The sequence below is a fragment of the Thioalkalivibrio sp. ALJ1 genome (assembly GCF_000745395.1).
GTDB lineage: Bacteria > Pseudomonadota > Gammaproteobacteria > Ectothiorhodospirales > Ectothiorhodospiraceae > Thioalkalivibrio.
On the sequence record NZ_KN050684.1, the window covers coordinates 873708 to 897673 of the forward strand.

Annotated in this window: 25 protein-coding genes, 1 tRNA gene and 1 pseudogene; 15 read left to right on the forward strand and 12 right to left on the reverse strand. The window is 64.0% G+C overall.

What is annotated here, in order from left to right:
* Positions 1–189: 189 nt before the first annotated feature.
* The 5 genes from F462_RS06430 to rph all read right to left on the reverse strand — a co-directional run bounded on the left by F462_RS06430 (position 190) and on the right by rph (position 3817).
* On the reverse strand, positions 190–438 hold the full coding sequence (locus F462_RS06430; protein ID WP_018141208.1) for a transcriptional antiterminator, Rof: 249 nt from the start codon (positions 436–438) through the stop codon (positions 190–192).
* Entirely contained in the window at positions 435–629 is a 195-nt protein-coding gene (locus F462_RS06435; RefSeq protein ID WP_208854158.1) for a CPXCG motif-containing cysteine-rich protein, read from the reverse strand. The genes F462_RS06430 and F462_RS06435 overlap by 4 nt, the downstream gene beginning before the upstream one ends.
* Positions 629–1843, reverse strand: a complete 1215-nt coding sequence (gene hemW / locus F462_RS06440; RefSeq protein WP_038054844.1) for a radical SAM family heme chaperone HemW — start codon at positions 1841–1843, stop codon at positions 629–631. The genes F462_RS06435 and hemW overlap by 1 nt, the downstream gene beginning before the upstream one ends.
* A gap of 631 nt (positions 1844–2474) precedes the next feature.
* Complete coding sequence (gene rdgB, locus F462_RS06445; protein ID WP_018141211.1) at positions 2475–3095, reverse strand: RdgB/HAM1 family non-canonical purine NTP pyrophosphatase; 621 nt, start codon at positions 3093–3095, stop codon at positions 2475–2477.
* Positions 3096–3097: 2 nt separating this feature from the next.
* Complete coding sequence (rph, locus tag F462_RS06450; RefSeq protein ID WP_038052578.1) at positions 3098–3817, reverse strand: ribonuclease PH; 720 nt, start codon at positions 3815–3817, stop codon at positions 3098–3100.
* A 119-nt stretch (positions 3818–3936) separates the two neighbouring features.
* On the opposite strand from rph, the gene F462_RS06455 reads away from it, so the two are divergent.
* From F462_RS06455 to F462_RS06475, 5 genes are all read left to right on the forward strand, one after another.
* A complete protein-coding gene (locus F462_RS06455; RefSeq protein ID WP_038054846.1) occupies positions 3937–4800 on the forward strand; it encodes a YicC/YloC family endoribonuclease in 864 nt (287 codons plus the stop codon).
* A gap of 3 nt (positions 4801–4803) precedes the next feature.
* Positions 4804–5025 carry a DUF2835 family protein gene (locus F462_RS06460; RefSeq protein WP_018141214.1) on the forward strand — a complete coding sequence of 74 codons (222 nt, stop codon included), beginning with the start codon at positions 4804–4806 and terminating at the stop codon, positions 5023–5025.
* Positions 5026–5384: 359 nt separating this feature from the next.
* Positions 5385–5816 (forward strand): Hsp20/alpha crystallin family protein, encoded by a 432-nt coding sequence (locus F462_RS06465; protein ID WP_018141215.1) that lies wholly within the window; start codon positions 5385–5387, stop codon positions 5814–5816.
* Positions 5817–6027: 211 nt separating this feature from the next.
* Entirely contained in the window at positions 6028–6936 is a 909-nt protein-coding gene (locus tag F462_RS06470) for a DnaJ C-terminal domain-containing protein (RefSeq protein ID WP_038052580.1), read from the forward strand.
* A 28-nt stretch (positions 6937–6964) separates the two neighbouring features.
* Positions 6965–8308 (forward strand): DegQ family serine endoprotease, encoded by a 1344-nt coding sequence (locus F462_RS06475; protein ID WP_038052583.1) that lies wholly within the window; start codon positions 6965–6967, stop codon positions 8306–8308.
* 142 nt (positions 8309–8450) lie between these two features.
* Here the strand turns inward: F462_RS06475 and F462_RS06480 are convergent, their stop codons facing one another.
* Together F462_RS06480 and moaD are read right to left on the reverse strand one after the other, a co-directional pair.
* Entirely contained in the window at positions 8451–8888 is a 438-nt protein-coding gene (locus tag F462_RS06480; RefSeq protein ID WP_018874190.1) for a molybdenum cofactor biosynthesis protein MoaE, read from the reverse strand.
* A 1-nt stretch (position 8889) separates the two neighbouring features.
* Positions 8890–9123: a molybdopterin converting factor subunit 1 gene (gene moaD, locus F462_RS06485; protein WP_018874189.1), complete on the reverse strand. Its 234-nt coding sequence runs from the start codon at positions 9121–9123 to the stop codon at positions 8890–8892.
* 45 nt (positions 9124–9168) lie between these two features.
* Here moaD and moaC point away from each other — a divergent pair, with 45 nt between their 5' ends.
* The 6 genes from moaC (at position 9169) to def (ending at position 13941) form a co-directional block, all read left to right on the forward strand.
* A complete protein-coding gene (moaC, locus tag F462_RS06490) occupies positions 9169–9657 on the forward strand; it encodes a cyclic pyranopterin monophosphate synthase MoaC (RefSeq protein WP_018141220.1) in 489 nt (162 codons plus the stop codon).
* Positions 9654–11834 carry an AsmA family protein gene (locus tag F462_RS06495; protein ID WP_038052586.1) on the forward strand — a complete coding sequence of 727 codons (2181 nt, stop codon included), beginning with the start codon at positions 9654–9656 and terminating at the stop codon, positions 11832–11834. Before moaC ends, F462_RS06495 begins: the two co-directional genes overlap by 4 nt.
* Positions 11835–11881: 47 nt before the next feature.
* The gene (gene mutY, locus F462_RS06500) at positions 11882–12940 is read left to right on the forward strand and encodes an A/G-specific adenine glycosylase (RefSeq protein ID WP_038054849.1); all 1059 of its coding nucleotides are present in this window, start codon (positions 11882–11884) and stop codon (positions 12938–12940) included.
* A complete protein-coding gene (locus F462_RS06505) occupies positions 12924–13199 on the forward strand; it encodes an oxidative damage protection protein (protein ID WP_018141223.1) in 276 nt (91 codons plus the stop codon). The genes mutY and F462_RS06505 overlap by 17 nt, the downstream gene beginning before the upstream one ends.
* Positions 13200–13300: 101 nt before the next feature.
* Positions 13301–13376: transfer RNA gene (locus F462_RS06510), tRNA-Phe, on the forward strand.
* Between the two features lie 28 nt (positions 13377–13404).
* Positions 13405–13941: a peptide deformylase gene (def, locus tag F462_RS06515; RefSeq protein ID WP_038054851.1), complete on the forward strand. Its 537-nt coding sequence runs from the start codon at positions 13405–13407 to the stop codon at positions 13939–13941.
* 3 nt (positions 13942–13944) lie between these two features.
* Here def and F462_RS06520 read toward each other — a convergent pair whose 3' ends face one another.
* The 3 genes from F462_RS06520 to F462_RS06530 form a co-directional block, all read right to left on the reverse strand.
* A complete protein-coding gene (locus F462_RS06520; RefSeq protein ID WP_038052589.1) occupies positions 13945–14364 on the reverse strand; it encodes an SRPBCC family protein in 420 nt (139 codons plus the stop codon).
* A 399-nt stretch (positions 14365–14763) separates the two neighbouring features.
* Entirely contained in the window at positions 14764–15009 is a 246-nt protein-coding gene (locus F462_RS06525) for a hypothetical protein (RefSeq protein WP_051918113.1), read from the reverse strand.
* 1302 nt (positions 15010–16311) lie between these two features.
* A complete protein-coding gene (locus F462_RS06530) occupies positions 16312–16827 on the reverse strand; it encodes a hypothetical protein (protein WP_156100399.1) in 516 nt (171 codons plus the stop codon).
* A 319-nt stretch (positions 16828–17146) separates the two neighbouring features.
* On the opposite strand from F462_RS06530, the pseudogene F462_RS06535 reads away from it, so the two are divergent.
* Positions 17147–17560 (forward strand): annotated as a pseudogene (locus F462_RS06535) ((deoxy)nucleoside triphosphate pyrophosphohydrolase).
* A 65-nt stretch (positions 17561–17625) separates the two neighbouring features.
* Here F462_RS06535 and galE read toward each other — a convergent pair.
* Both galE and F462_RS06545 read right to left on the reverse strand, forming a co-directional pair.
* On the reverse strand, positions 17626–18606 hold the full coding sequence (gene galE / locus F462_RS06540; protein WP_038052594.1) for a UDP-glucose 4-epimerase GalE: 981 nt from the start codon (positions 18604–18606) through the stop codon (positions 17626–17628).
* 42 nt (positions 18607–18648) lie between these two features.
* The gene (locus F462_RS06545) at positions 18649–19419 is read right to left on the reverse strand and encodes a YdcF family protein (protein ID WP_038054856.1); all 771 of its coding nucleotides are present in this window, start codon (positions 19417–19419) and stop codon (positions 18649–18651) included.
* 253 nt (positions 19420–19672) lie between these two features.
* On the opposite strand from F462_RS06545, the gene F462_RS06550 reads away from it, so the two are divergent.
* The 3 genes from F462_RS06550 (at position 19673) to prsK (ending at position 23966) form a co-directional block, all read left to right on the forward strand.
* Positions 19673–20314 carry an XrtA/PEP-CTERM system exopolysaccharide export protein gene (locus F462_RS06550; protein WP_018141232.1) on the forward strand — a complete coding sequence of 214 codons (642 nt, stop codon included), beginning with the start codon at positions 19673–19675 and terminating at the stop codon, positions 20312–20314.
* A gap of 166 nt (positions 20315–20480) precedes the next feature.
* Positions 20481–21875, forward strand: coding sequence for a TIGR03013 family XrtA/PEP-CTERM system glycosyltransferase (locus F462_RS06555; protein ID WP_038052597.1), 1395 nt, complete (start codon positions 20481–20483; stop codon positions 21873–21875).
* Between the two features lie 9 nt (positions 21876–21884).
* On the forward strand, positions 21885–23966 hold the full coding sequence (prsK, locus tag F462_RS06560; RefSeq protein ID WP_038052601.1) for an XrtA/PEP-CTERM system histidine kinase PrsK: 2082 nt from the start codon (positions 21885–21887) through the stop codon (positions 23964–23966).

A 23966-nucleotide genomic window follows, 5' to 3' on the forward strand; every position in this document is an offset into this window, starting at 1 on the left:
CGCAGCCGCAGCCGCCTCTGCCTCGAAAGGCGAGGGCGGGTTACAGGAAGGTTCGAAGAACAGAAGGTTTCAGGGGTATCCGGGTAGGGCCGAGGCCTCGCGGATCGGCCCATAGCCGGAGGCTGATGCCGGCCAATTTTGATCCGTTCTTCCCGTCTTCATGCCTTCCTGTAGATTGCCTTTCGGTGTTCAGCCGGGGACGGGTTCGAAGCTGATCAGGCGGTCCAGGCGCCACCATTGGCGGCGGCCTTCGGTGTCGCGGAGGATCAGATACTCGGCACCGCGCCGGGTGCGCAGGTCCAGCGGTCGCACGACCGCGATGCGATCCATCTCGCCGCGACGCCAGTGCGTGCGCAGAAACTGGCCGCGCAGGATGGCGAGCTCCAGCTCGGAATAGCGCTCACAGGCAATGGGCGTATACGGGGGTGCGGCGATCACTCGCCCTCCCGCTGGGCCAGGATGCGTGGGATCTCCTCGTCGCCGGCATCCTCGCGGCGGAACACAATGGGCGCACAGCACACCGCGCAGTCCTCGATCCATTCGCGGTCGTTGCTGATCATGTCCACCGTGGTCTCGCCGTGTTCGCCGCACCAGGGGCAGGCAAAACCGATAAACTCGACGGGACGCATCATCGACTCTCCTCCTGGCCTACAGGCCAGGCTATCGGCGTGGCGACCGAGTCCTGCGGAGTCCCTTCCGGAAGAAACCGTTCCAGCACGTCATTGAGAAACGCCAGGCCTTGTTCCGTGGCCTGCAGGCGCTCTGGGTCCGCCACCAGCAGGCCTGTCGCGCGTAATTCGGACAGTGCCGGTTCGAGTGTCGCGAGCGGCAAGCCGCAGTGCGTCTCGAACTGGGTCGTCGGCACCCCCTCCACCAGTCGCAGCGCGTTCAGCATGAATTCGAAGGGCCGTTCCGCCGCCGGTACCACCTGGTCTCTGTGCTGTTGTGGCCCGGACAGGTAGGCCTCGGGCTGGCGCGGCTTGATCCGGCGCAGGATCGTGCCGTCGTGCACCTGCGTCAGTTTGCCGTGGGCCCCGGCGCCGATGCCCAGATAGTCGCCGAAGGTCCAGTAGTTGCGGTTGTGCCGACATTCCTGCCCCGCGCGTGCATAGGCGGATACCTCGTATCGAGTATAGCCAGCCGCCGCCAGATGCAACTGCCCCTGACTGAATAATTCCTCGATCGTGGCATCTCCCGGCAGTTCGGGCGGGTGCGCGGCGAAATAGGTGTTCGGCTCCAGGGTCAGCTGGTACCAGGAGATGTGACCGGGATCCAGTTCGATCGCCGCCTGCAGATCCGCTAATCCCGCCTCCACCGACTGCCCCGGCAGGCCAAACATCAGGTCCAGGTTGATCGCTTCGAATCCGGCTGCGCGGGCGTGTTCCACTGCGCTCAGGGCTTCGGCGGCGCCGTGGATGCGCCCTAAACGCGTGAGCATCGTGTCGTCGAAGCTCTGGATACCCAGTGACAGCCGGTTGACTCCCGCCTCGCGGTAGCCGCGAAAGTAGGCACGATCGGCTGTGCCGGGGTTGGCCTCCAGCGTCACCTCGCAATCCGGCCGCAGTGGCAGCCGGGCACGCAGGCCGGAGAGGAGTTCGTCCAGTGCCTCCGGCGGGAACAGGCTGGGGGTCCCGCCGCCGATGAACACGCTCTCCAGGCGCCGACCCCAGACATCGGGCAGCTGGCCTTCCAGGTCTCGCAGCAGCGCGTCCACGTAGTCATCGAAGGGGGGCTCGCCACGCGGCTCGTGCGAGTTGAAGTCGCAGTACGGGCACTTACGCACGCACCAGGGCAGGTGCACGTACAGCGCCAGCGGTGGCGGATGGGTCAGCGTGGCAGTCATGTGCGAAGCATAGGCGAGGGAAACACTGATGAATGTACGCACTCGCGTTGGCACCCCAGGTTTTCCGAGGCAAGGCGCGTCGTGCAGCGGGTAGTGATTCTACCCGCAAGTGGCGCAACGCAGGATCGGGGAACCTGGGGTGCCAACCCCACAAATCATCCAATGTAGGGGCTCGGGCGCCCGTTGTTATCAAAAACGGGCGCGCGCATTGCGTTGCGGTTCCTTTGTGCAGAATGACTGCACGGCAGTCACCTCGCCTTGCTCGCACGCAAAAGCGACTCGAGCGCGAGTGCGTACATTCATCAGTGTTTCCCTTGGCTTCGGGTGGCGTCGAAAGGGCCCAGTCCCCCTATTGCAGCCTCACGCCGGGGGCTTCCCTGCCGATCGCCACGGCGCTGCGCGCCTCGCGATGACGGGGCCTTCGTGCCCGTCGTTGCGAGGCCCCGTGGGGGCCGTGGCAACCTCCCGACGACACCCCGGCGCATGTTCGGACCCGCGTCGGGGCCAGGCCGGGGAGATCGCCACGCGCCTGCGGCGCTCGCGATGACTGTCATTCTGTACCCGTCATCGCGAGGCGCACAGCGCCGTGGCCATCTCTCCGGGCGGCCCCGGTGCCGGACGGTGCGGGATGTCAGGCCGGTGGGTTGCCCATGCGCTCGCGCAGTGCGGCACCGAGCTGCTGCAAGGCCTGACCGCGATGGCTCAGGCGGTTCTTGGTCTCCGGGGGCAGCTCGGCCGAGGTGCAGCCCTCTTGTGGTACGAAGAACAGCGGGTCGTAGCCAAAGCCCTCGGCGCCGCTGGCCTGCTCAGCGATGCGACCGGGCCACACCCCCTGGGCGATGATCGGCGCCGGATCCTCGGCATGCTCCAGGTACACCACCACCGCACGGAACCGCGCGGCGCGCCGTTCTGGCGGTACACCGGCCAGTGCCTCCAGCAGCTTGGCGTTGTTGGCCGCGTCGTCGCCATCGGGGCCGGCATAGCGGGCGGAGTAGATTCCCGGCTGGCCGTGCAGGGCATCGACCTCCAGCCCGGAGTCGTCGGCGATCGCCGGCAGCCCGGTGTGCCGGGCCGCGTTGCGCGCCTTGAGGATCGCGTTTTCCACGAACGTAAGGCCGGTCTCGTCGGCCTCGGGCACGGCGTGCTCCGACTGCGCCTCGACCGTCAGCCCCAGCGGTTCCAGCAGGGCGTGGATCTCGCGCAGCTTGCCGGGGTTGCCGGTGGCAAGGACGACGCGGCGCGGCTCGCCCATGATCAGCCCTCGGCCAGGACGGCGCGCTGGGCCTCGCAGATCTCCTGGATACCCTTCTCGCCCAGGTCCAGCATCTGATCCAGCTCGTCGCGGCGGAAGGCGTGGCCCTCGGCTGTCCCCTGGATCTCGATCACGCCGCCGGCCTCGTTCATCACCAGGTTCAGGTCGGTCTCGGCCTGGGAATCCTCGTCGTAGTCCAGGTCCAGCACCGGCTCGCCGCCGGAGATGCCCACCGAGATCGCGGCGACCTGGCCGTGCAGCGGGTTCTTGCGGATCAGGCCCTGTTCACGAGCCTTGCGGATCGCATCGTGCAGGGCGACATAGGCGCCGCTGATGGAGGCGGTGCGGGTGCCGCCGTCGGCCTGGATCACGTCGCAGTCGACAATGATCTGGCGTTCGCCCATGGCCTCCAGGTCCACCACGGCGCGCAGCGAGCGGCCGATCAGACGCTGGATCTCCATGGTGCGTCCTCCCAGCTTGCCGCGGGCGGCCTCGCGCACCATGCGGTCATGGGTGGAGCGGGGCAGCATGCTGTACTCGGCAGTGACCCAGCCGCGCCCTTTGTTCTTTAGCCACGGCGGCACGCGCGACTCCACCGTCGCGTTGCACAGCACGCGCGTGTCGCCGAACTCCACCAGTACGGAACCCTCCGCGTGCCGGGTGAAATTGCGGGTAAAACGCACGGCGCGCATCGCGTCGGCTGCTCGGCCACTGGGTCGCATGCTGTGATCCTTGCTAGATTTAATGAGCGCGCAGTATACGGGCCATCGGTGTAGTGCGTCGCCCTACAGGCGAGGCACTACACTCACGTTACGCAGCAGGGATCGCAACGGGGGCAATGATGATCGCCAGCATGACTGGATTTTCCCGGCACGCCGTGACGCTGGACGCAGGCGTGTTCGACTGGGAGTTGAAGAGTGTCAATCACCGCTACCTGGAGCTGCGGATCCATCTCCCCGATCATCTTCGATCGCTGGAGGCCGAGGTGCGCAACCGCCTCAAGGGGCGCCTGGCGCGAGGCAAGGTGGACGCGGTCCTGCGCGATCGAGGGCAGGCCGACAGCACGCCCAACGCGTTCGACCATAACCGGGTGCAGGCCCTTGTCGATGCCTGCACGGCGATCGAGCGGATGATGCCGAGAGCGGCCCCCGTTTCGCCCCTGGACCTGCTGCGCTGGCCGGGCGTGCTGCAGGACTGCTCGACCGCCGACGACCAGCTTTCCGAACCGCTGTTGGCGGGCTTCGACCAGGCCCTGGGCGCACTGGAAGCGATGCGAGCGGCCGAGGGCCGGTCACTGGCGGACGGGATGCGGGCACGGCTAGATGCGCTGGCGGATCACGCCCGGTCGATTGCCGCGCGCCGGCAGCCGATGCTAGACGAGCAACGTAGCCGCCTCCTTGCGCGCATCGGCGAGCTGGACCTGAACCTGGACCCCAAGCGCCTCGAGCAGGAGGTCGCGTTGCTCGCGCAGCGCATGGATATTGCCGAGGAACTGGATCGCATCGACGGCCATGTGGCGGCCGTGCGCGAGATCCTGGATCAGGGCGGACCCAGCGGTCGTCGGCTGGACTTCCTGATGCAGGAGTTCAACCGCGAGGCCAACACCATCTCTTCCAAGTCGCACGACCTGGAGGTCACGCGGGCGACGGTGGAAATGAAAGTCTTGATCGAGCAGCTGCGCGAGCAGGTGCAGAACCTGGAATAGTCGATGCGCCGGTTTCGCTTGCGCCTGGCGATCACGCACCAGGAGATGGAGGACTATTACACCGGGCGCGCGGCGGTGGTGTTCGCGCAGGCCGAAAGCGGCGAGAGTGTGCAATTCCCCGCGCGGCTGCTGCGTAACCACCTGGACCAGCGCGGCGTGCACGGCATATTCGAGCTGATCACCGACGACGCTTACAAGCTGCAGGAGTTTCGTCGTCTCGACTGATCCGTGTTTCCTTAAGGAAACACGGATTAATGTACGCGCTCGCGCTCGAGTCACTTTTGCGTGCGAACAAGGCGCGGCGACTGCCGTGCAGTCATTCTGCACAAGGGAACCGCAACGCCGTGCGCGCGCCAAAGAGGCCGAGTCCCTTCGGGGTTGGCACTCCAGGTTCCCCGACCCTGCGTTGCGTCGCCTGCGGGTAGAACCACTAGCCACTGCACGACGCGCCTTGTCTCGGCAAACCTGGGGTGCCAACGCGAGCGTGTACATTGATCCGTGTTTCCTTCAGGCCCTTGAAAACGCGGGATATGTCCCTATCTCTCTTGGTGAATCAGATGACGCCCGCAAAAGGAGGGAAAGCCATGACTATGACCCGTTACGAACCGTTCAGCCTGCTTGGTCAGTTGTCGCGCGAACTCGGTCGCATGCCGGATATGCCCGGTACCGAGGACTCCGCCGCGACCTCCGACTGGGCCCCTGCGGTGGATATCCGCGAAGAGACCGATGCCTACGTGTTGCATGCCGACATCCCAGGGGTGGACCCGAAGGATATCGAGCTGCACATGGAGAACGGCGTGCTAACCCTGCGCGGCGAGCGCCGACACGAAAGCGAGGAAGAGAAGGACGGCTACAAGCGCATTGAGCGCGTGCGTGGCAGCTTCTTCCGCCGCTTCTCGCTGCCGGATACGGCGGATGCCGACAACATTTCCGCTCGCAGCGAGAATGGTGTGCTGGAGGTCCGCATCCCGAAACAGGCCCGCGTGCAGCCGCGCCGGATCCAGATCGAGAGCTGATCCGGCTCCACCGGCCCGGCAGGATCTCCCTGACTGGGCGCAACATGGGCGCTGCCCCGGGGGGTCCCGTGGTGGCGCCCGGTTTTTTAGGCCCCGAGGAGGCACGGTTTCGTGTCTCCCTGGGTTACAGCCGCATCCCGGCTATCATGATCGCTATGACCGCAGGCGGGATCCGGGTGTCACCCGAGGACGCAATCGTTCGAGGAACGCAATGGAATACAAGGATTACTACAAGATCCTCGGTGTGAGCCGCGACGCCAGCCAGGACGACATCAAGAAGGCCTATCGCAAGCTGGCGCGCAAGTACCACCCGGATGTCAGCAAGGACCCGAACGCCGAGACCCGCATCAAGGAGGTCAACGAGGCCTACGAGGCCCTGGGCGATCCGGAAAAGCGCAAGGCCTACGACCAGCTGGGTGCCAACTGGCGCCAGGGTCAGGATTTCCGCCCACCCCCCGGGTGGGATGGCTGGGCGCAGGCCGGCGGTGCCCGTGGGGCTGCCGGTGGCGGCGCGGGCTTCTCGGACTTTTTCGACTCGATCTTCGGTGGCGGCGGCATGGGCGGCGGGCGTCGCCGGGGCGGCGGTGGCTTCAACATGCGCGGCGCCGATCGCGAGGGGCGTGTCGACATCACCCTGGATCAGGCACTGAAGGGCACCGAGGTCTCGGTCAACGATGCCGAAGGTCGGGTGCAGCGTGTGCGCATTCCGGCGGGGGCCCGTGATGGCTCGCGCCTGCGCGTGCGCGGGCAGGGCGACCCGGGGGTTGGCAGTGGCGGGGCCGGGGACCTGCTGCTGGAGATCCGAGTCAAGCCGGATAGCCGCTACACCCTGGACGGGCGCAATCTCTCTCGCGAGATCCCGATTACGCCGTGGGAGGCCGCGCTGGGGGCGACCATCGAGGTCCCCACGCCGCATGGCTGGGTGAACCTGAAGGTCCCGGCCGGTTCGCAGTCCGGCAAACAGATGCGGCTGAAGGGCAAGGGTCTGCCGGGCAAGCCGCCGGGCGATCTCTACCTGAAGCTTATGGTGCAGGTGCCGTCGGAGGACGAGGCCGGTGACTGGTACCGCAAGATGGCCGCGGAGTCGTCGTTTGCCCCGCGCGCAGGGCTCGTGCCCTGATCGTTCACACACCATTTAAGGAGCGCCCATGCGTCGGCTGATTACGTTCCTGATCCTGGTTGTGGCCCTGGCCTCGCCGGCCTCGGCCCAGCTGCCGGCTGCCGTGGATGGCCAGCCTCTGCCCTCGCTGGCACCCATGCTCGAAAGCACCATCCCCGGGGTGGTGAACATTGCCACCCGGGCGCGGGTGGTGGAGTCGGTCAGCCCGCTGTTCGACGATCCCTTCTTCCGCCGTTTCTTCGATGTCCCCGAACGCTCGCGCGAGCGGGAACGCCAGGGCCTGGGCTCCGGCGTAATCGTGGACGCCGAGGCCGGCACCATCCTGACCAACAGTCATGTGATTGCCCGTGCCGACGCCATTCTGGTCACCCTCTATGACGGCCGTCAGTACGAAGCCGAGGTGGTAGGCACCGATCCGGCTACCGATGTGGCGGTGATCCGCATCGACGCGGAGGGCTTGCAGGCAATCCCACTGGCGGACTCCGATGCCCTCCGCGTGGGCGACTTCGTGGTCGCCATCGGCAACCCCTTCGGGCTAGGCCAGACCGTGACCAGCGGCATCGTCAGTGCCCTGGGCCGCAGCGGCCTCGGCGGCGATGGCTTTGAGGACTTCATTCAGACCGACGCGTCCATCAACCCCGGCAACTCGGGTGGGGCCCTGGTCAACCTGCGGGGCGAGCTGGTCGGCATCAACACCGCGATCCTCGCCCGCGGCGGGGGCAACATCGGCATCGGCTTCGCGATCCCCGCCAACATGGCCAGCCAGATCCGCGATCACCTGTTGGCGGAGGGTCGGGTCGAGCGCGGCGCCCTGGGCGTGGAGATGCAGGACCTGACTCCGGCGCTAGCACAGGCCTTTGATCTGGACGTGTCGCAGGGGGCCGTGATCACGCGCGTGGTACGCGGCTCGGCCGCCGAGCGCGCCGGACTTGCAAACGGTGATGTGGTGCTAAAGGTCGATGACCAGCCTGTGCGCAGCGCCGGCGACCTGCGCAATCGGCTTGGCCTGCTGCGAGTTGGATCCGAGGTTCGTCTGGATGTGCTGCGTGACGGAGAGGAGCAGCGTATTGTTGCGCGCCTGGATCGGCCGGAAGAGCACCGTGCCGAGGGTGCCGCGATCCATCCGCGCCTGGAGGGCGTGCGCCTGTCGGAGAGCACTGACCGCGATGGTGGTGCCCGAGTCACCGTGGTGGCGGTGGAGCCGCAATCGGCTGGCGCGCGTGTCGGTCTGCGCCCAGGCGACGTGTTGTTGGCCATCAATCGCCAGCGCATCGAACGCCTGTCGGACCTGCCGCAGCAACTGGGCGCGCACCAGACCCTGGAACTGCAACTACGCCGTGGCAACCAGACCCTCTACCTCACCCTTAGGTAGGCGAGATCACTACCGAGAAGGGGTTTGGTGGGAGCGGGCTCGCTCGCGAATGCTCCTGGCAAAGCCGGACGCGGGCAGGGGCTTCGCGGGCAAGCCCGCTCCCACAAGGGCACACCCACAATGCCCACTCTGACCGGTCGATTCAGAAGCCCGGGGTGTTCTTCTCGACCCAGCGGCGGGTGCCGTCGGCGAGGGTCTCGCGTTTCCAGAACGGGGCCTCGTGCTTGAGGCTCTCCAGGATGTCGCTGCAGGCGTCGCGGGCGGCCACGCGGTGGGCGGACCAGGTGGCCACCAGGACCAGGGCATCGCCGGGGCGTACGTCGCCGACGCGGTGGGCGACATGGCAACCCAGCAGTGGCCAGCGGGCCTCGGCCTCGGCCACGATGCGTTCCAGTTCGCGCTCGGTCATCCCCGGATAGTGCTCCAGGAACAGGCCGGTCACGTCCTCGTCTTCGTTGAAATCCCGCATGCGGCCGACAAACACGCTGGCGGCGCCGCGGGCATTTGCCGGGATGGACTGTTCGGCCTGGCGGACGACCTCCCAGGGATCGAAGTCGCCGGAGTGGATCTCCACCGTCATACTAGCCCCCGGTGACCGGCGGGAAGTAGGCGACCTCGTCGCCATCGTGGACAGGCGTCTCCAGTGTTGCCTGCTCCTGGTTGACCGCAGCCATCAGGCGGGCCGGTGGGGCCTCATGGTGCAAGTGTTGCCACAGCCCGCCGACCGTCAGGTCGTCGGCGGGCAGTTCTGTCTCTTCGCCCGGTCGGCCCAATTCTTCGCGCAGACGCGCGAAATAGTGAACGTGTACGGTCATGCCGGCCCCTGTAAACATGGCTGCGAGTCAAGCATTATAGCCACCATGAACGAATTCACTCACTTCGATGCCGAAGGCCATGCACACATGGTCGACGTCGGCGAAAAGTCGGTCACCCATCGGGTGGCGATCGCCGAAGGCCGCATCCACATGCAGCCGGACACCCTGCAGCGGATCCGCGAAGGCCGTCATGCGAAAGGGGATGTACTGGGTATCGCCCGCGTGGCTGGCATCATGGGGGCGAAAAAGACCGGGGACCTGATCCCGCTTTGCCACCCGATCGGCCTGACGCGGGTGGCGCTGGAACTGGAGACCGAGGACACGGCCGTGCGTGCGCAGGCCACCTGCGAGGTGCACGCACAAACCGGGGTGGAGATGGAGGCGCTGACCGCCGTTTCCACCGCCCTGCTGACGGTCTATGACATGTGTAAGGCCGTGGATCGCGGCATGCGGATTGATGGAGTCCGCCTGCTGGAGAAGCGCGGGGGCCGTAGCGGCGCCTGGCGGGCCGAACCCAAAGGAGATTCCGAATGAAATGGATCAAGCGCCTGCTGGGCCTGATCGCCGTACTGATTCTGCTGGTCATCATTGTGGCCGCCTATCTGCTGATCACCTTCGATGCCAACGACTACAAGGAGCGCATCGAGGCCGAGGTGCAGGAGGCTACCGGCCGCGAACTGACTCTCTCCGGCCCGATCGGTCTGACCCTGTTCCCCAGTCTTGGGCTGCGTCTGGAGGAGGTACGTTTCGGTAACGCCGAGGGCTTTGGAGACGAGCCTTTTGCCGAGATCGATGTGGTGGATGTGGCAGTGGCGGTGATGCCGTTGCTTCGCCGCGAGCTGGAGGTCCAGCGGGTGGAGGCTGATGGCGTGCGTCTGAACCTGGCGCGCGACGAAGAAGGCCGCAACAACTGGGACGACCTGTTGGATCAGGCGGGTGCCGCGCGGGATGATGCCGTGGGCGCGGATGACGACGAGCGCACCGAAACCGAGACGCGTCTGGCATTGCAGCGCATTGACGTGGCGGGCATCTCCCTGTCCAACACCCGGGTGCGTTGGGATGATCGTGAATCCGGCATTCAAGCCACCCTGGAGCCGTTCAACCTGCAAGTGGGCCGCTTCCGGCCGGGCATGGAGACTCGCCTGGACCTGGAGGCCCTGCTGCGGGTCGAGGGCGATGATCTGGACGAACCCATGGAGGTTGCCCTCGACCTGGGTGGGCTGCTCAACGTGGACCTGCTCAACGAGCGCTATTCCGTGCGACGGCTGAATGCGACTCTGGGGCTGGACGGTGGGGGCCTGCCCCGGGCTGTGGGCATGACGCTAGAGACCGATGTGGCATTGGAGATGGTCGATGCGATGGCTCTGCGCTTCGAGCGGCTGACGCTGGGGGTCGCCAATGTGCGCCTGACCGGTTTTGCCGAGCTCTCGGATCTGGATAGTGAAGCGCCGCAGATTCGCAGTGAAATGCGCACCAATACCTTCAACCTGAAGGAGCTGGTCGCCGAGTTGGGCATGGAGCCGCCGGAAACCAACAACCCGGATGCCCTTTCGCGGGTTGCGCTGGACTTTTCCGCCAACGGCGGTTTCCAGAATCTGACTATGGACCCGTTCCTTATTACCGTGGACGAAGCGATGCTTGGCGGTTCCGCGGGGTGGGATGGTCGAGGCGAACGCCCGCTGATTCGCTTCGATGTATCCGGCGAGAGCCTGAACCTCGATCACTACCTGCCACCGGAAGTGGAAGAGGCGCGTACGGACAACGGCAATGGTGAGCGCGATGCCGACGAGGACATCGCTATCGAACTGCCGTTGGAGGCCCTGCGCAGTATTGATGTGGACGGTAGCGCTGCGCTGGGCCGACTCGACGTGATGGGCATGGTCCTGCGCAATATTGAGCTGCAGATCAAGGCCGAGGCGGGCGATTGGAACATCGAGCCCCTGAACGCCGAGGCCTACGAAGGCGAGCTGACTAGCCGCATACGCCTGGATGCCCGCCACGACGTCCCACGCTACGAACTGGCTGCCGACCTGCAGAGCCTGGATATTGGCGCCCTGCTGGAAGACTTTCAGGGCGATGACGCGCGGTTGATGGGCATTGGCAACCTGGAGCTCGATATTGCCACCCGGGGTGAGCTCTTGAGCGACCTCAAGAGTGCCCTGAACGGCTCCGGCAATATGAGCTTCGAGGATGGTGCGGTGCGCGGCATCAATGTCGCGCAGGTCATCCGCCGAGCCGAGGCGCGCTTGCGCGGCGAGTCGCTGGAAGAGGACGAACCCAACCAGACCGATTTCAGCGAACTGACCGGCAGCTTCACTATTCGTGATGGCGTGGTCCGCAACGATGACCTCCGGGCCAACTCCCCGTTGCTGCGGGTTCGCGGTGAGGGCCAGGCCGACCTGAACGACGATTCCATGGACTACCGCGTGAACACCACAGTGGTGGGCACGCTGGAGGGCCAGGGTGGGCGCGAGTTGGAGGATCTGCGGGGGGTGACGCTGCCGATCCGCATTACCGGTACGTTTGCCGACCCGAGTTTCCGTCTCGACCTGGAGGACGCCCTGCGCGAGCGCTATGAGGGCGAGGCGCGCGAACGTGTGCGTGAAGAACAGGAACGCGCCCGGGAGCGACTGGACGAGGAAGAACAGCGGGCCCGTGATCGTATCGAGCAGGAGTCCGACCGGATCCTGGATCGTCTGCGTAGCCGCTGATCCGTGCGGGTCCCGTGTAGCGCATGGGGCCTCGGCCCGTGCCGACCATGAACCCGTTCGCCAAGCGTCTACTGGCCTGGTTTGACGACCATGGCCGCAACGATCTCCCGTGGCAGCACCCCCGTACCCCGTATCGGGTATGGGTGTCCGAGATCATGCTGCAGCAGACCCGGGTGGAGACGGTCGTCCCTTATTTTCTCCGCTTTATGGAGCAGTTTCCGGACGCCGCCACTCTGGCTGCCGCGCCGCAGGATGCGGTGCTGCACCAGTGGTCCGGGCTTGGCTATTACGCCCGGGCTCGCAACCTGCACCGCGCCGCTCAAGTGATTGTTGCGGAACATGCGGGCATGTTTCCGGACGAGCGCGGCGCCTTGGAGCAGTTGCCTGGCATTGGCCGCTCCACCGCCGCCGCGATCATCGCCCAGGCCCACGATGCACCCGAGGCCATTCTCGACGGTAACGCCAAGCGTGTGCTCGCACGCCACGCGGCGATCTCCGGCTGGCCGGGCAGCCCCGCCGTCCAGCGTGCGCTGTGGGCCGAGGCCGAGGCACGCACTCCCGCGACGCGTTGCGCCGACTACACCCAGGCGATCATGGACCTGGGCGCCTTGTGCTGCACGCGCAGCCGCCCCGCCTGCGGCGATTGCCCGGTGCGTGAGGACTGCGCCGCCGCCAGGCGGGGTTTGACCGATACGCTGCCCTCGCCACGACCACGACGCGACCTGCCCACCCGCACTCGCTGGGCGGCCTGCCTGCGCACAGCGGAGGGAGTCGCCCTCGTGCAGCGCGAACAGGATGGCATCTGGGGTGGGCTCTACAGTCTTCCCGAGGCCGAGACACCCGAGGCGCTGGAGGACTGGGTGTTCGCTCAGTGGCCCGGCGCGACCCCGTCGGCGAATGACGACGGCCTGCAACACAGCTTCAGTCACTACCGCCTGGACCTGCGCATTCGCCCCTTCGACCTCCCTGCGGGCGCGTGTGGGATCATGGAAGGCGACAGGTTGATTTGGTATAAACCCGGCACATCACGGGCGGTCGGTATCCCGGCCCCCATCCAGCGTTATCTGCACGACGACAAGGATCCCGGCAATGGCACGAACCGTTAACTGCGTGAAGCTTGGCAAAGAGGCCGATGGCCTGGACTTCCCGCCCTATCCCGGCGAGATGGGCAAGAAGATCTACCTGAATGTCTCCAAGGAGGCCTGGCAGGCCTGGCTGGGACACCAGACCATGTTGATCAACGAATACCGCCTGACCCCGGTCGATCCCAAGGCGCGCAAGTTCCTCGAAGAGGAAATGGAAAAGTTCCTGTTCGGCGACGGTTCCGAGAAGCCGGAAGGCTTCGTCGACCCGAACGCCTCCTGATCCAGGCTTTTCTGCCGCGACCGGCCCGGCATGCTTGACGTGGCGGCGCCGGGCCGCTTTAATACCGCCCTTCGTCCGCAGGACGAATCCCTCCGAAGCATGGCCGGGTAGCTCAGTCGGTAGAGCAGGGGATTGAAAATCCCCGTGTCGGCGGTTCGATTCCGTCCCCGGCCACCATTATCTCTCCTGTGGCACCATCCTTCCCATGAGCGTTCGCCGTATCCTGCGCATGGGGCACCCCGACCTGCGTCGCGTCTGCGACCCGGTACCCGACTCGGACTTTGACAGCCCTGGGCTGCACGCCCTGGTGGACGACCTCGTCGATACCATGCACGCCAGCGAAGGCCTCGGCCTGGCTGCCGCCCAGATCGGCGTTCCGCAGCGCGTCGCCGTGATCGAGATCCAGCCGGGCAATATCCGCTACCCCGGTGCCGTACCGACCGGCCGCCTGGTCCTCGTGAATCCGGTGGTCACCGTGCTGGACGAAACCCCGCAGTGCTACTGGGAAGGCTGCCTCTCCGTACCGGGCCTGCGCGGTGAGGTAGCCCGGCCGAGTCACATCGCCGTGGACTACCACGAGCCCGAGGGCACGCCCCGCCACCTGGAACCCGAAGGCTTCCTCGCCACCGTGTTCCAGCACGAGATCGACCACCTCGACGGCACCCTGTTCATCGACCGCGTCACCGACACCACCCGCCTCGCCTTCCTCGACGAATACCTCGAGTTTCACGCGCAGTCGTAGGCATCACGCCCCGTGGAGGCGCGGCCAGGCGTTGCGCGCCACCTCCGCCCCAAGCGCGTCCAGCAGCGGGTGGGCAGCCAGGCCGAGCAGGCCATCGGTCAGGGGATTCTCGTCGCCGCAGCGCACGGCCAGATCCAGATGCGTGCCGCGCGCGCTTGGTGTCAGCCGGTAACAGCCCTCGCAGGAGAGCCCGGCCCGCGCGCGCCAGCCGAGCAGACGCGGCGGGACGGCGACCAGCACCTCCACGTCGAACGTCAGCGGCACCCCGGCCACCCGCACACGCCAGCGGTAGCGCTCGGGTCCAACATGGGTGATGGACTCGATGGCCTCGCTGTAGGCGGCGAACGCCTCCACCCGGGCCATCAGATCGAACACCGCTTCCGGCGCGGCGTCGATCTCCATCTCGTGGTGGATCACCGACATCGCCCACCGCTCCAGGTTGCAGGGTCGCCACCGCCAGGACCGGCGGCCCAGGCCCGATCAGTCGTGCACGATAATGCGGGAACCCGCGGCGTCGATATCCACGCGCGAGCTGGAGTAGGCGCAGGCCTTCGCGATGTCCTATAGGGAAACACTGACCCATGTACACGCTCGCGCTCGAGTCGCTTTTGCGTGCGAACAAGGCGCGGTGATTGCCGTGCAGTCATTCTGCACAAGGGAACCGCAACGCCGTGCGCACATAAAAGCAGCCGAGCCCCTTCGGGGTTGGCACCCGAGGTTCCCCGATCCTGCGTTGCACCGCTTGCGGGTAGAACCACTACCCGCTGCACGCCGCGCCTTGCCTCGGAAAACCTGGGGTACCAACGCGAGTGTGTACATGGGTCAGTGTTTCCCTCCGGGCATCTCATTGAGCTCCGCCAGACGATGCAGCAGGCTGCCGCCTTCACAATCGCGCGGCATGCCACTGTCGTCCAGTGTGCAGCCGAACTCGCCCTCGTTCACCGACCAGTCCATGTCGGCCGGCATGTTCAGCACCACCGGTTCCTTGTGCATCACCTGGAACTTCGCCCGCATCGCGTTCTTGCCGTCCTGCCAGTCGAGCACCGGCATGTTGTCTACGCTCCGCATGGTGAGCCTCCTTCGCGATTCCGCGAGGTTGCAACGCATTTAGCCGGGCCGTTTCCTGCCCCTTCTCTCTGACGCTAGACCCCACCCGTGAGGCGGTCAAAGGTGACCCCGGTGGCGTTGGGGAAGGGTTCGTGTCGCCCATCACCGATCGCATCGTGGCATGTTTCAACAGGTGGTACACCGCAGTGCACAAGGCAGGGTGTCTGCCCCGAAGTTCCCAATCGTTTCGAGGCCTCAAATGCCCCCTTTAAGCTCTTGAATCGGTCCCGAAACTGGGTAAATCCTTTTCAAATCCGTTCGTTATCGTGGTCCGACTCCGATATCTACGTGGTCCGACCCCGTTATCTCAACCGTGGAGGACTGGTCGGCTTCAGCGCCACGTTAGAACACCCTGAACTATGCGAAGGGTTAGTGCCCTTCTCTCCTTCTACGGACTGCCTCCGCCATCTCAGGAGCCCACTCTTCGAGGCGTCGCGCGCCTGAGACAGTGTTATGCCTATCGTGCCCCGACTGACCCTGCCATGAGTAAACGAGCGGCCTAACTGTTTCTCCATCCCAAGCGTCCACAATTGACCCGCCCCGGCCGCCGTGCAATACAGACACAAGACAAGCAACCGGTTCGATTTTTTCAACCAAGTCAGCCATAGGGGCGAACTCTGCCTGGCAGAGCCGAGTGAGTTTTTGCTCGGCCTGCCTTACAGTAGCGCCACGATCAATTGAAACACGGCATTTTGCTAGATTTGTCCAAGCAATCTCTGTTATGTCTGCTCCCAGGTAATTGACTATCAGCGTCCGGAAATGCCTGTTCCAACGTGACCAGCGAGGGAGATTCTGCTCGTACTGCTCTCTTACCGACTCTAGGTACTCATGATCGCTTGTTTCAGACCTCCCTTCTGCCAACCAATGGCGAGCGGAAGCAATCAGCCCATGGGCGGTCTCTTCTTCCGGATTGGGTTCACGGTGTACCGCACCAACGCAAAGTATGGAATGACCAGGAACATAGTTCCGTCCAATGTAACCCGGCCACCGCAGATCATTGCCGTCGGTTCTGCCTGGACCGGGAACCGCTGCGCCATCCGCAACACATTTCCGGCGATGATAATCGGGGCAGTTGACAACCGCCCATGCGTAATCTAGCCAGCGAGCCTCAACTTCGGAGATCATATAGCTTCCGTTGCGCTTCTAACGCCCAGTGTAACCAGGCGGCTTTGGAGCGCCAGCGGAAAAGCCGATCCGCGTTGACGCTGGTGTTAGAGGGGGCGCCCCTCAGAGGCGACTGCTTTACACGAAAAATAGGTTGTTTCAATCTGAGTCATGCTTACTATCTTCGCTCTTATCTGCGTCCTTCACAACTTCCGAGCTTTCCTGCTCATTCCATAGTTCCATAGCCTGCTCAACAAGCTGATTAACATCAATGTCGATGTTCAGATTCACATTAATTTCGGCACTCAAAAGCCCAAAGAAGGCTACTGCATAGCCTAAGTTCTGGAAGCGCTTGAGAATGCGGCCAAATCCTGGGTACATTCTCTCCGCTGTGTCAGCCGCCTCTTCGAGGCTTTTTCGTTGAGCCCGTGCCGTTTCCAGTAACTCTGTGATCTCGCGAAGGACATCGAAACTGAAATCAGGCCCACTCACCAGCTTCACAAGCTCACCTGCGCCCGTGAAAACGCCGTCCAATAGGTATGCACGATGGTTAGGCGAGTTTGGACAAGTAACACGCGTGTTTTCCAGAATGACTGTAGACGTGTCATCCACAGACATCGCTTGGGAGACAAAGCGGGCTCCACAATCTTTGCAGTAACCAGGAATTAGACCCATCTGCACGTCCCTCTAACAGTAGATTAGACAGAATCTGTCATATTGATGATATACAGATTCTGGATATCATCCCGGCGTTCTCCTGTCGGTGGCACACCGCCACGGGTAAACCATATTTTCACCATGGTTGTGGGCGTCCCGTCGAGTGGCAGGGCGCCCCACGCGCTGGGACGAACGATTTTCGGTGCTTGGTCCAAGGCTTACACCGCCCATCCGGCCCAGCGTAGGGGAGACGGAGGGGCCGAGCTTAAAGGCTTCCGGCGAGAGCCGTGGCGGCGTTCCCTGGTACGATCCGGCCAGAGGCAAGTGGGGGGCGGGGTTGGATACGGTCATAGGGGCCAGTCGGGCGTTGGTGGTCTGCGGCATTGTGGAGGATGCACGGGGGCGGGTGCTCCTGGCGCGTCGCGGGGCCGATCAGGCGCTGGCGGGGTGTTGGGAATTCCCCGGTGGCAAGGCGGAGCCGGGCGAGAGACTGGAAGCCGCGTTGTGCCGCTAATTTCGTGAAGAGCTGGCGATGGACCTCCGGGTGGGGAAGGAGATCGGGCATACGCCGATTTCGGGTAATGGGGGCCTTGAGTTGGTGGCGCTGCGTGCGCGGACGGGAGACGCGAGCCCGATGCTAACGGTGCACGACCGGTGGTGCTGGGTGTCGCCAATGGAGGCACAAGGGCTCGAGCTCGCGGCTACGGACATCCCATTGTTCGAAGGCTTTATTGCCGCAAGTTCCGAATGAGCTGAGATGGTGCCGCCAACTTGGCGGGTCCCCAAAGTGTCTGTTCAGTGCCTGGGCGACGTGGATTAGGCGGTCTGTAGCGCGGTCTTCTGTTCCCACGCGAGGGCGTGGCGGACGATGAGGTCGAGGTCGTCGTATTGCGGGTGCCAGTCGAGGATCTGGCGGATGCGGTCGGCGTTGGCCATCAGCGCCGGGGGATCGCCCGCGCGGCGATCGCCGTAGTGCACGGGGAACTCGACGCCGCTGGCGCGCTTCACGGCATCCAGGACTTCGCGCACGCTGTAGGCGTGGCCGTAGCCGCAGTTGAGCACCTCCGAAGTGCCGCCGCGTTCGAGGTAGTCGAGTGCGCGGATATGAGCGGAGGCGAGATCTTCGACGTGGATATAGTCGCGCTCGCAGGTGCCGTCGCGGGTGTCGTAGTCGGTCCCGAATACGGTGATGCCGTCGCGCTGGCCGGTGGCGGCCTGGCAGGCGACCTTGATGAGATGGGTGGCGTCGGGGAATGACTGTCCGATGCGGCCTTCAGGATCGGCGCCGGCGACGTTGAAGTAGCGCAGGCTGACGTAGCGCAGGTCAGAGGCGGCGCCCAGGTCCATCAGCATGCGCTCGGACATCATCTTGGAGGCGCCGTAGGGGTTGATCGGCTGTAGCGGTGCGTCTTCTGCGACCGCAGCCGTGTCGGGGATGCCGTAGACCGCGGCGGTGGAAGAGAACACAAAGTAGCGCACGCCGGTGTCGGCGCAGGCCTGCAGCAGGTTGAAGGTATTGCGGGTGTTGTTGCCGTAGTACTTGAGCGGGTCGGTGACCGACTCGGGCACGACGATATGCGCGGCGAAGTGGAGCACGCCGTCGAATCCGCGCTCAAGGACTTCGCGCAGGCGGGTTGTGTCGGCCAGGTCGGCGACTACCAATTCGGCATCGCCAATGGCCCAACGGTGCCCGGTGGAGAGATTGTCGTACACCGTGACGGCATGTCCTGCGCCACGTAATTGTTGCACCACGTGGCTACCGATATAGCCGGCGCCGCCTGTTACCAGCAGTTTCATCCGTCGCCCCCGGGCGGTTTGGGTGGATGCTGGCGGACTGCGTCAGTCCCGTGTCGACGGGTGACCCCCATACTGCCAGCGATACCACAGAATACCGAGGTACTCGTGCATGGCGAGCCAGCTGTTGCGTATGGCGTTAGCCTGGGGTTTGAGGGCGCCTAACGAGAGTGTCGCGTCATGGGCCACAAAGGCACCCGTCGGGGCGGGTATCACCTCAAGGCCCGTGCGTTCGAATGCTGCACTGGCGCGTGGCAGGTGGTGCGCATGGGTGACCAGGAGAACGCGTTGCAGTCCGTGTTCCTGCAGCATTGCGGCCGAGTGACGGGCATTGCCCTCCGTGTCTCGCGCGAGTGGCTCCTGCCAGATCGAGTTGACCCCGAATTGCTCCAGCACCTCAGCCATCCATCGGGCCTCCGGTTCACGGTTTTTGGCGGCACCGCCAGTGGCCAGCACTGGGAGTCCTGTTTGTTGATGCAACGCCGCCGCGTAGCGCAGGCGAACCAGTGCGAGATCGTTGACGGTCTCGCCGGAGAATTCCACCGCCCCGCTACGGTAGCCGGCACCGAGTACGACGATGGCCTCGGCGCGTTCCAATGCCTCGCTATCCGGGGGCTGGTAGGGGCCTTGCAGGGGCGCCATCAGTGCGTAGCTGACCGGGGGCAGGCTCAGGGCATACAGCACCAGCAACCCCGCCACCAGAAGCACTTTCCCAACGAGGGTGCGATGGAGCATCAGCCCGAGCAGGGCCAGCAGTAACGGGCCACTCGGCGGTAGAAGCCAGTCGGCGAGGGCGCGAAGCGAGAAGATTTCCAATGCGTTCACCGTGGTGGAAGCCGGTTACCATTGCCGTTGTGCGTAACGCCAGCGTTAGTCCGTTGCAAGGTCGAAAGTGAGACTTGCGTGGATTCCTTTCGCGTGCCGGGCCTACCATCAGTCTGATTGTGGAATCCGGTTGTTTCCGGTGAAGCGTAGCCCATCTGCCGACCTCTAGGCGTTGGTTGGGGCGTCGTGGTCCGGTCGGGTGAAGCCTCCAGTTCAACGCCAGAATCTCCAAGGGGGAATCGCGATGTCCCTGATGCACGCTCCAAAGGTCGGGCCGAAGATCGGTTTTGGTTTCGCCATTCTTGCACCGTTTCTGTTCCTCGCTGGCTGTGCCACGACGGATCACCCGGATGCGCCGACCTCGGTAGAGCGTACGGTGATCGAGCAGTACATCATCGGTCCGGGCGATTCCCTGCAAATATCGGTACGTGGCAACCCGGATCTCTCCACCGGGGTGGCGGTCCGCCCTGATGGGCAGATCACCACGCCCCTGGTCGAAGATGTCCAGGCTAGCGGCCAGACCCCGACCCAATTGGCGCGGGAGATGGAAGAGCATCTCTCTCGCTTTCTACGCGATCCCATTGTGACCGTGATGGTTACCGGTTTTGCCGGACCCTATGATCGTCAGATCCGAGTCATTGGGCAGGCTGCCGAGCCGCAGGCTCTGCAATACCGCGAAGATATGAGCGTGATGGACGTGATGATCGCGGTGGGCGGGATTACTGATTTCGCCGCGGGTAACCGTGCCGTCATCGTTCGCAACGAAAATGGTGAGCGCAAGCAGTATCGGGTGCGACTCGACGACCTTGTCAATGGCGGCGATATCTCCGCCAATATCGACATGGTGCCGGGTGACACGCTTATTATTCCCGAAAGGCGTTTCTAAAGCTCCTGATGAGCCCGTCATCCACATTGAACAGGATTGGCGGGCCTCCGGTAGGCGTTGGCTTTGAAGGGTCGATCAGCCCTGGGGGCTCCGGGAGTTATGGGGCCGCCCGACCTTTGCGGATGGATAAGCGGTCGGCGGGGTTGTCCGACCAAGGGCTTTAACCATGCGTATCTTCGGACACTATGTACGGCGGCGGGTGCTGATGCTGGTGCTGGCCGAGCTGGCGGTGGCCTACCTCTGTCTGTATTTAGTGTTGACCCTGCCCCCATTCCAGCCCGAGGTGCTGAACGCCCTAGACCCCGAGTTGGTACTGGCGACAGCAGCAGTCCTTCTAGCTTTGATGTTGGCGGGTCTGTACGAGCCTGACTATCTGGCGACCCGTAGTGCGCGGCATTCCTTGTTCCGCCTGATCCCGGCGCTGTTGTTCGTGGCTGGCGTGCTGCTCCTCTACAACATTCTGGTGCCCGCTTCCCTGTTTTCCGCGTCTGCCATAGGGGGTGGCTTCCTGTTGCTGCTTACGGGCCTGGTGGCGGAGCGAAGTCTCTGGAACAATTTCTCCGAAGCGGATGCGTTTAAACGCCGGATTTTGGTGTTGGGGACGGGACGCCGCGCATGCGCCATCGAATCGATCCACAGCGATAAGGGCCCTGACGAGCTGCCCTACAGGGTCTTGGGGTACATCGCGACCGACGGCGAGAAGGATTGTCCGGACGAGCCGGTTCGCCGGCTGCGACTGAGTTGTGATGGCAGTCTGCTGGACATGGTGCGAGAACATCGCGCCCACGAAGTGGTGGTGGCGATTCGCGATCGTCGGGGCAACCTCCCAATACAGCAGTTGTTGGATTGCAAACTGCATGGCGTGGCGGTCACGGAAATATCGAGTTTCTTCGAACGCGAGGAACAGAAGGTTCAGCTCGACTCGCTGAATGCTAGCTGGCTAGTGTTTGGCGAGGGCTTCCGCCAGCACTGGTCGCGGCTCGCGGTCAAGCGCTGCTTTGATGTCACGGCCAGTTCTTTGCTGCTGCTGGTTACGTTCCCGATCGTTCTGGTTACGGCCGCAGCCATCAAGTTGGAGAGTTCCGGTCCGGTGTTCTACTGGCAGACGCGGGTGGGGCGTAGCAACGAGCCTTTCGACGTGTGCAAGTTCCGCAGCATGCGCGAGGATGCCGAGTTCGACGGTGTGGCGCGATGGGCTGTTCGCGATGACGATCGGGTGACTCGTGTCGGCCGCATTATCCGAAAGCTGCGGATCGACGAGTTGCCACAGATCATCAACGTTTTCCAGGGGCATATGTCGTTCGTTGGCCCTCGGCCTGAGCGTCCTGTGTTCGTCGAGCAGCTCACCGGGCAGATTCCGTATTTCCCCGCTCGCCACTCGATTCGGCCGGGCATTACCGGTTGGGCCCAGGTGCGCTATCCCTACGGTGCATCGGTTGAGGATGCACGGCAGAAGTTGCAGTACGACCTGTACTACGTAAAGAACCACACGCTGTTTCTCGATCTATTGATCCTGCTCGAAACGGTTAAGGTCGTGCTGTTCGGGCGCGGCGCTCGCTAGATCGACATCGTGGATCTGGCGGCTATCAGTTATTTCACCGCCGCAGTAGCCTTCGGGGTGCTTGCAGCGCTCGCACTGGGTCCTTGGCGAAAGCGGCCCGGTAGTCTGTGGGTCGCAGCGGGAGCCGCCCTGTCCGTAGCTTGGGCGGGGCATATGGGCATACTGTCGCTGGATGTTGGCGCGACGCCCTTGGCCGGTGGTGCGTTCGAGGTGCTGCGTAACGCGGGGTGGTTTGCGCTCTTGCTGGCGCTATTAGGTGGGCGGTCCGATCAGCCGTTCCGTCTGTTCGGTGCCCTGGGTCTGATTACTCTTGCGCTGTTGATGTTCCTGCTGGTCGCCCTGCTGTTGCTGGTGCTGCCCGCGTTCGCCATCCTTGGCCCATGGCCGGCGGTTGCGGTGCTGACCATGGCGGTGTTGGGATTGGTCCTGGTCGAACAGGTGTACCGCAATACGCCCCCGCAACAGCGTTGGGAGATCAAGTTCCTGACCCTTGGGCTGGGTTCAGTCTTCGCCTTCGATTTGTTCCTGTTTGCCGACCTCGTCCTCTTCCAGGCAATGGAGGGACCCGCCTGGCAGTCCCGAGGCCTGGTCAACGCCATCGTGGTGCCGTTGATTGCGGTGTCGCTCGCGAGACGTCCGGTTCAGCGCGAGGCACCCACCGTTTCGCGTCAGCTTCTTTTCCATACCGCTGCCCTCACAGGGGCGGGGCTCTATCTGTTAGCCGTCGGCGCTGCGGGTTATTACCTGCGTCACGTAGGTGGCGATTTAGGTGGATTGCTTCAAGTCACGTTCTTGTTCGGGGCCGTGGTTCTGCTAGCAGTGATCATTACCTCCGGGGCACTGCGGGCGCGGCTTCGTGTGTTCCTGTCGAAGCACTTTTTTCGTTACTCGTTTGATTATCGCCAGGAGTGGTTGCGCTTTACCGGCACGCTTTCGGCGGAAGGTGATGAGTTGCCTTTTCGGCAGCGCGCCATACTCGCTATTGGCGAGTTGGTGGAGAGCCCGGGCGGGCTGTTGTGGGTGCGGGAGCGGGATGGTGGCTACCGATTGGACGGTGTGCTGAACCTGGGTGAGCCGGACTATGCGCCCGAACCACCGGAAAGTAATCTCGCGCAGTTCCTTGAACGCACGGGTTGGGTCATCGACCTCGACGAATACCGACGGGATCCAGGTTTTTACCGTGAACTCGAGCTGCCCGACTGGCTTCTCGACAATCCTCGTCATTGGGCGGTCGTGCCTCTATTAAAGGGCGATACCCTTCAGGGCTTTACCGTGTTGGCGCGACCTCGGGCGCCGCGCAAGATCGAATGGGAAGAACGTGACCTGCTTAAGACGGCGGGACGTCAGCTTGCGGTGTATGTCGCGCTGGTTCAGACCGACGAGGCACTACTGGAAGCCCGCCAATTCGAGGCATTCCACCGTCTGGCCGCGTTTCTGGTGCACGATTTGAAGAACGTCTCGGCCCAGTTGTCGCTGGTCTGCTCGAATGCCGAGCGGCATGCCGGAAATCCCGATTTTGTCCGTGATGCGTTCCGGACGGTTGCCAATGCACGTGAACGGCTTGAACGCACCCAGCTGCAGCTGCGCCAGGTCCAGCCGGGCCCCAGTGCCCCCAAACGCTCGGTGGATCTGGCGCCCTTGCTGGAGGAAGTTGTGCGTGCCAGCGCCGACCTGCGTCCGGAGCCAGTGCTGGAAGCGCAAGATAAAGTCGCTGTGATGGCTGATCACGATGCCCTGCGCAATGTACTGATGCATCTGGTGCGTAACGCGCAGGAGGCCACCGACGATCACGGCCGTATCACGCTCAGGCTCTACACGGAGGGACCCTGGGCGATGGTTCTGGTAGAGGATAACGGTGAGGGCATGGATCAGAACTTTCTCAAGCACCGCCTGTTCCGCCCATTCCAAACCACCAAGGGGAATGCAGGGATGGGGATCGGCCTATACGAGGCGCGTGATCGCATTGTCGCTATGGGCGGTCGCATTGATGTGTCGAGTGTTACCGGGGAGGGCACTCGCTTCACCCTGCGCCTACCCCTGCGTGGGTCCGGCCTGGTGGACGAACAGATCTTGAAGGCGGAGGAGGCGTGA

Bases quoted from the DNA above. Each gene is read 5' to 3' on its own strand.
- F462_RS06435 (WP_208854158.1), bottom strand. From the start codon at position 629: ATGCGTCCCGTCGAGTTTATCGGTTTTGCCTGCCCCTGGTGCGGCGAA.
- hemW (WP_038054844.1), bottom strand. From the start codon at position 1,843: ATGACTGCCACGCTGACCCATCCGCCACCGCTGGCGCTGTACGTGCAC.
- rdgB (WP_018141211.1), bottom strand. From the start codon at position 3,095: ATGGGCGAGCCGCGCCGCGTCGTCCTTGCCACCGGCAACCCCGGCAAG.
- rph (WP_038052578.1), bottom strand. From the start codon at position 3,817: ATGCGACCCAGTGGCCGAGCAGCCGACGCGATGCGCGCCGTGCGTTTT.
- F462_RS06455 (WP_038054846.1), top strand. From the start codon at position 3,937: ATGATCGCCAGCATGACTGGATTTTCCCGGCACGCCGTGACGCTGGAC.
- F462_RS06460 (WP_018141214.1), top strand. From the start codon at position 4,804: ATGCGCCGGTTTCGCTTGCGCCTGGCGATCACGCACCAGGAGATGGAG.
- F462_RS06465 (WP_018141215.1), top strand. From the start codon at position 5,385: ATGACTATGACCCGTTACGAACCGTTCAGCCTGCTTGGTCAGTTGTCG.
- F462_RS06470 (WP_038052580.1), top strand. From the start codon at position 6,028: ATGGAATACAAGGATTACTACAAGATCCTCGGTGTGAGCCGCGACGCC.
- F462_RS06475 (WP_038052583.1), top strand. From the start codon at position 6,965: ATGCGTCGGCTGATTACGTTCCTGATCCTGGTTGTGGCCCTGGCCTCG.
- F462_RS06480 (WP_018874190.1), bottom strand. From the start codon at position 8,888: ATGACGGTGGAGATCCACTCCGGCGACTTCGATCCCTGGGAGGTCGTC.
- moaD (WP_018874189.1), bottom strand. From the start codon at position 9,123: ATGACCGTACACGTTCACTATTTCGCGCGTCTGCGCGAAGAATTGGGC.
- moaC (WP_018141220.1), top strand. From the start codon at position 9,169: ATGAACGAATTCACTCACTTCGATGCCGAAGGCCATGCACACATGGTC.
- F462_RS06495 (WP_038052586.1), top strand. From the start codon at position 9,654: ATGAAATGGATCAAGCGCCTGCTGGGCCTGATCGCCGTACTGATTCTG.
- mutY (WP_038054849.1), top strand. From the start codon at position 11,882: ATGAACCCGTTCGCCAAGCGTCTACTGGCCTGGTTTGACGACCATGGC.
- F462_RS06505 (WP_018141223.1), top strand. From the start codon at position 12,924: ATGGCACGAACCGTTAACTGCGTGAAGCTTGGCAAAGAGGCCGATGGC.
- def (WP_038054851.1), top strand. From the start codon at position 13,405: ATGAGCGTTCGCCGTATCCTGCGCATGGGGCACCCCGACCTGCGTCGC.
- F462_RS06520 (WP_038052589.1), bottom strand. From the start codon at position 14,364: ATGTCGGTGATCCACCACGAGATGGAGATCGACGCCGCGCCGGAAGCG.
- F462_RS06525 (WP_051918113.1), bottom strand. From the start codon at position 15,009: ATGCGGAGCGTAGACAACATGCCGGTGCTCGACTGGCAGGACGGCAAG.
- F462_RS06530 (WP_156100399.1), bottom strand. From the start codon at position 16,827: ATGGGTCTAATTCCTGGTTACTGCAAAGATTGTGGAGCCCGCTTTGTC.
- galE (WP_038052594.1), bottom strand. From the start codon at position 18,606: ATGAAACTGCTGGTAACAGGCGGCGCCGGCTATATCGGTAGCCACGTG.
- F462_RS06550 (WP_018141232.1), top strand. From the start codon at position 19,673: ATGTCCCTGATGCACGCTCCAAAGGTCGGGCCGAAGATCGGTTTTGGT.
- F462_RS06555 (WP_038052597.1), top strand. From the start codon at position 20,481: ATGCGTATCTTCGGACACTATGTACGGCGGCGGGTGCTGATGCTGGTG.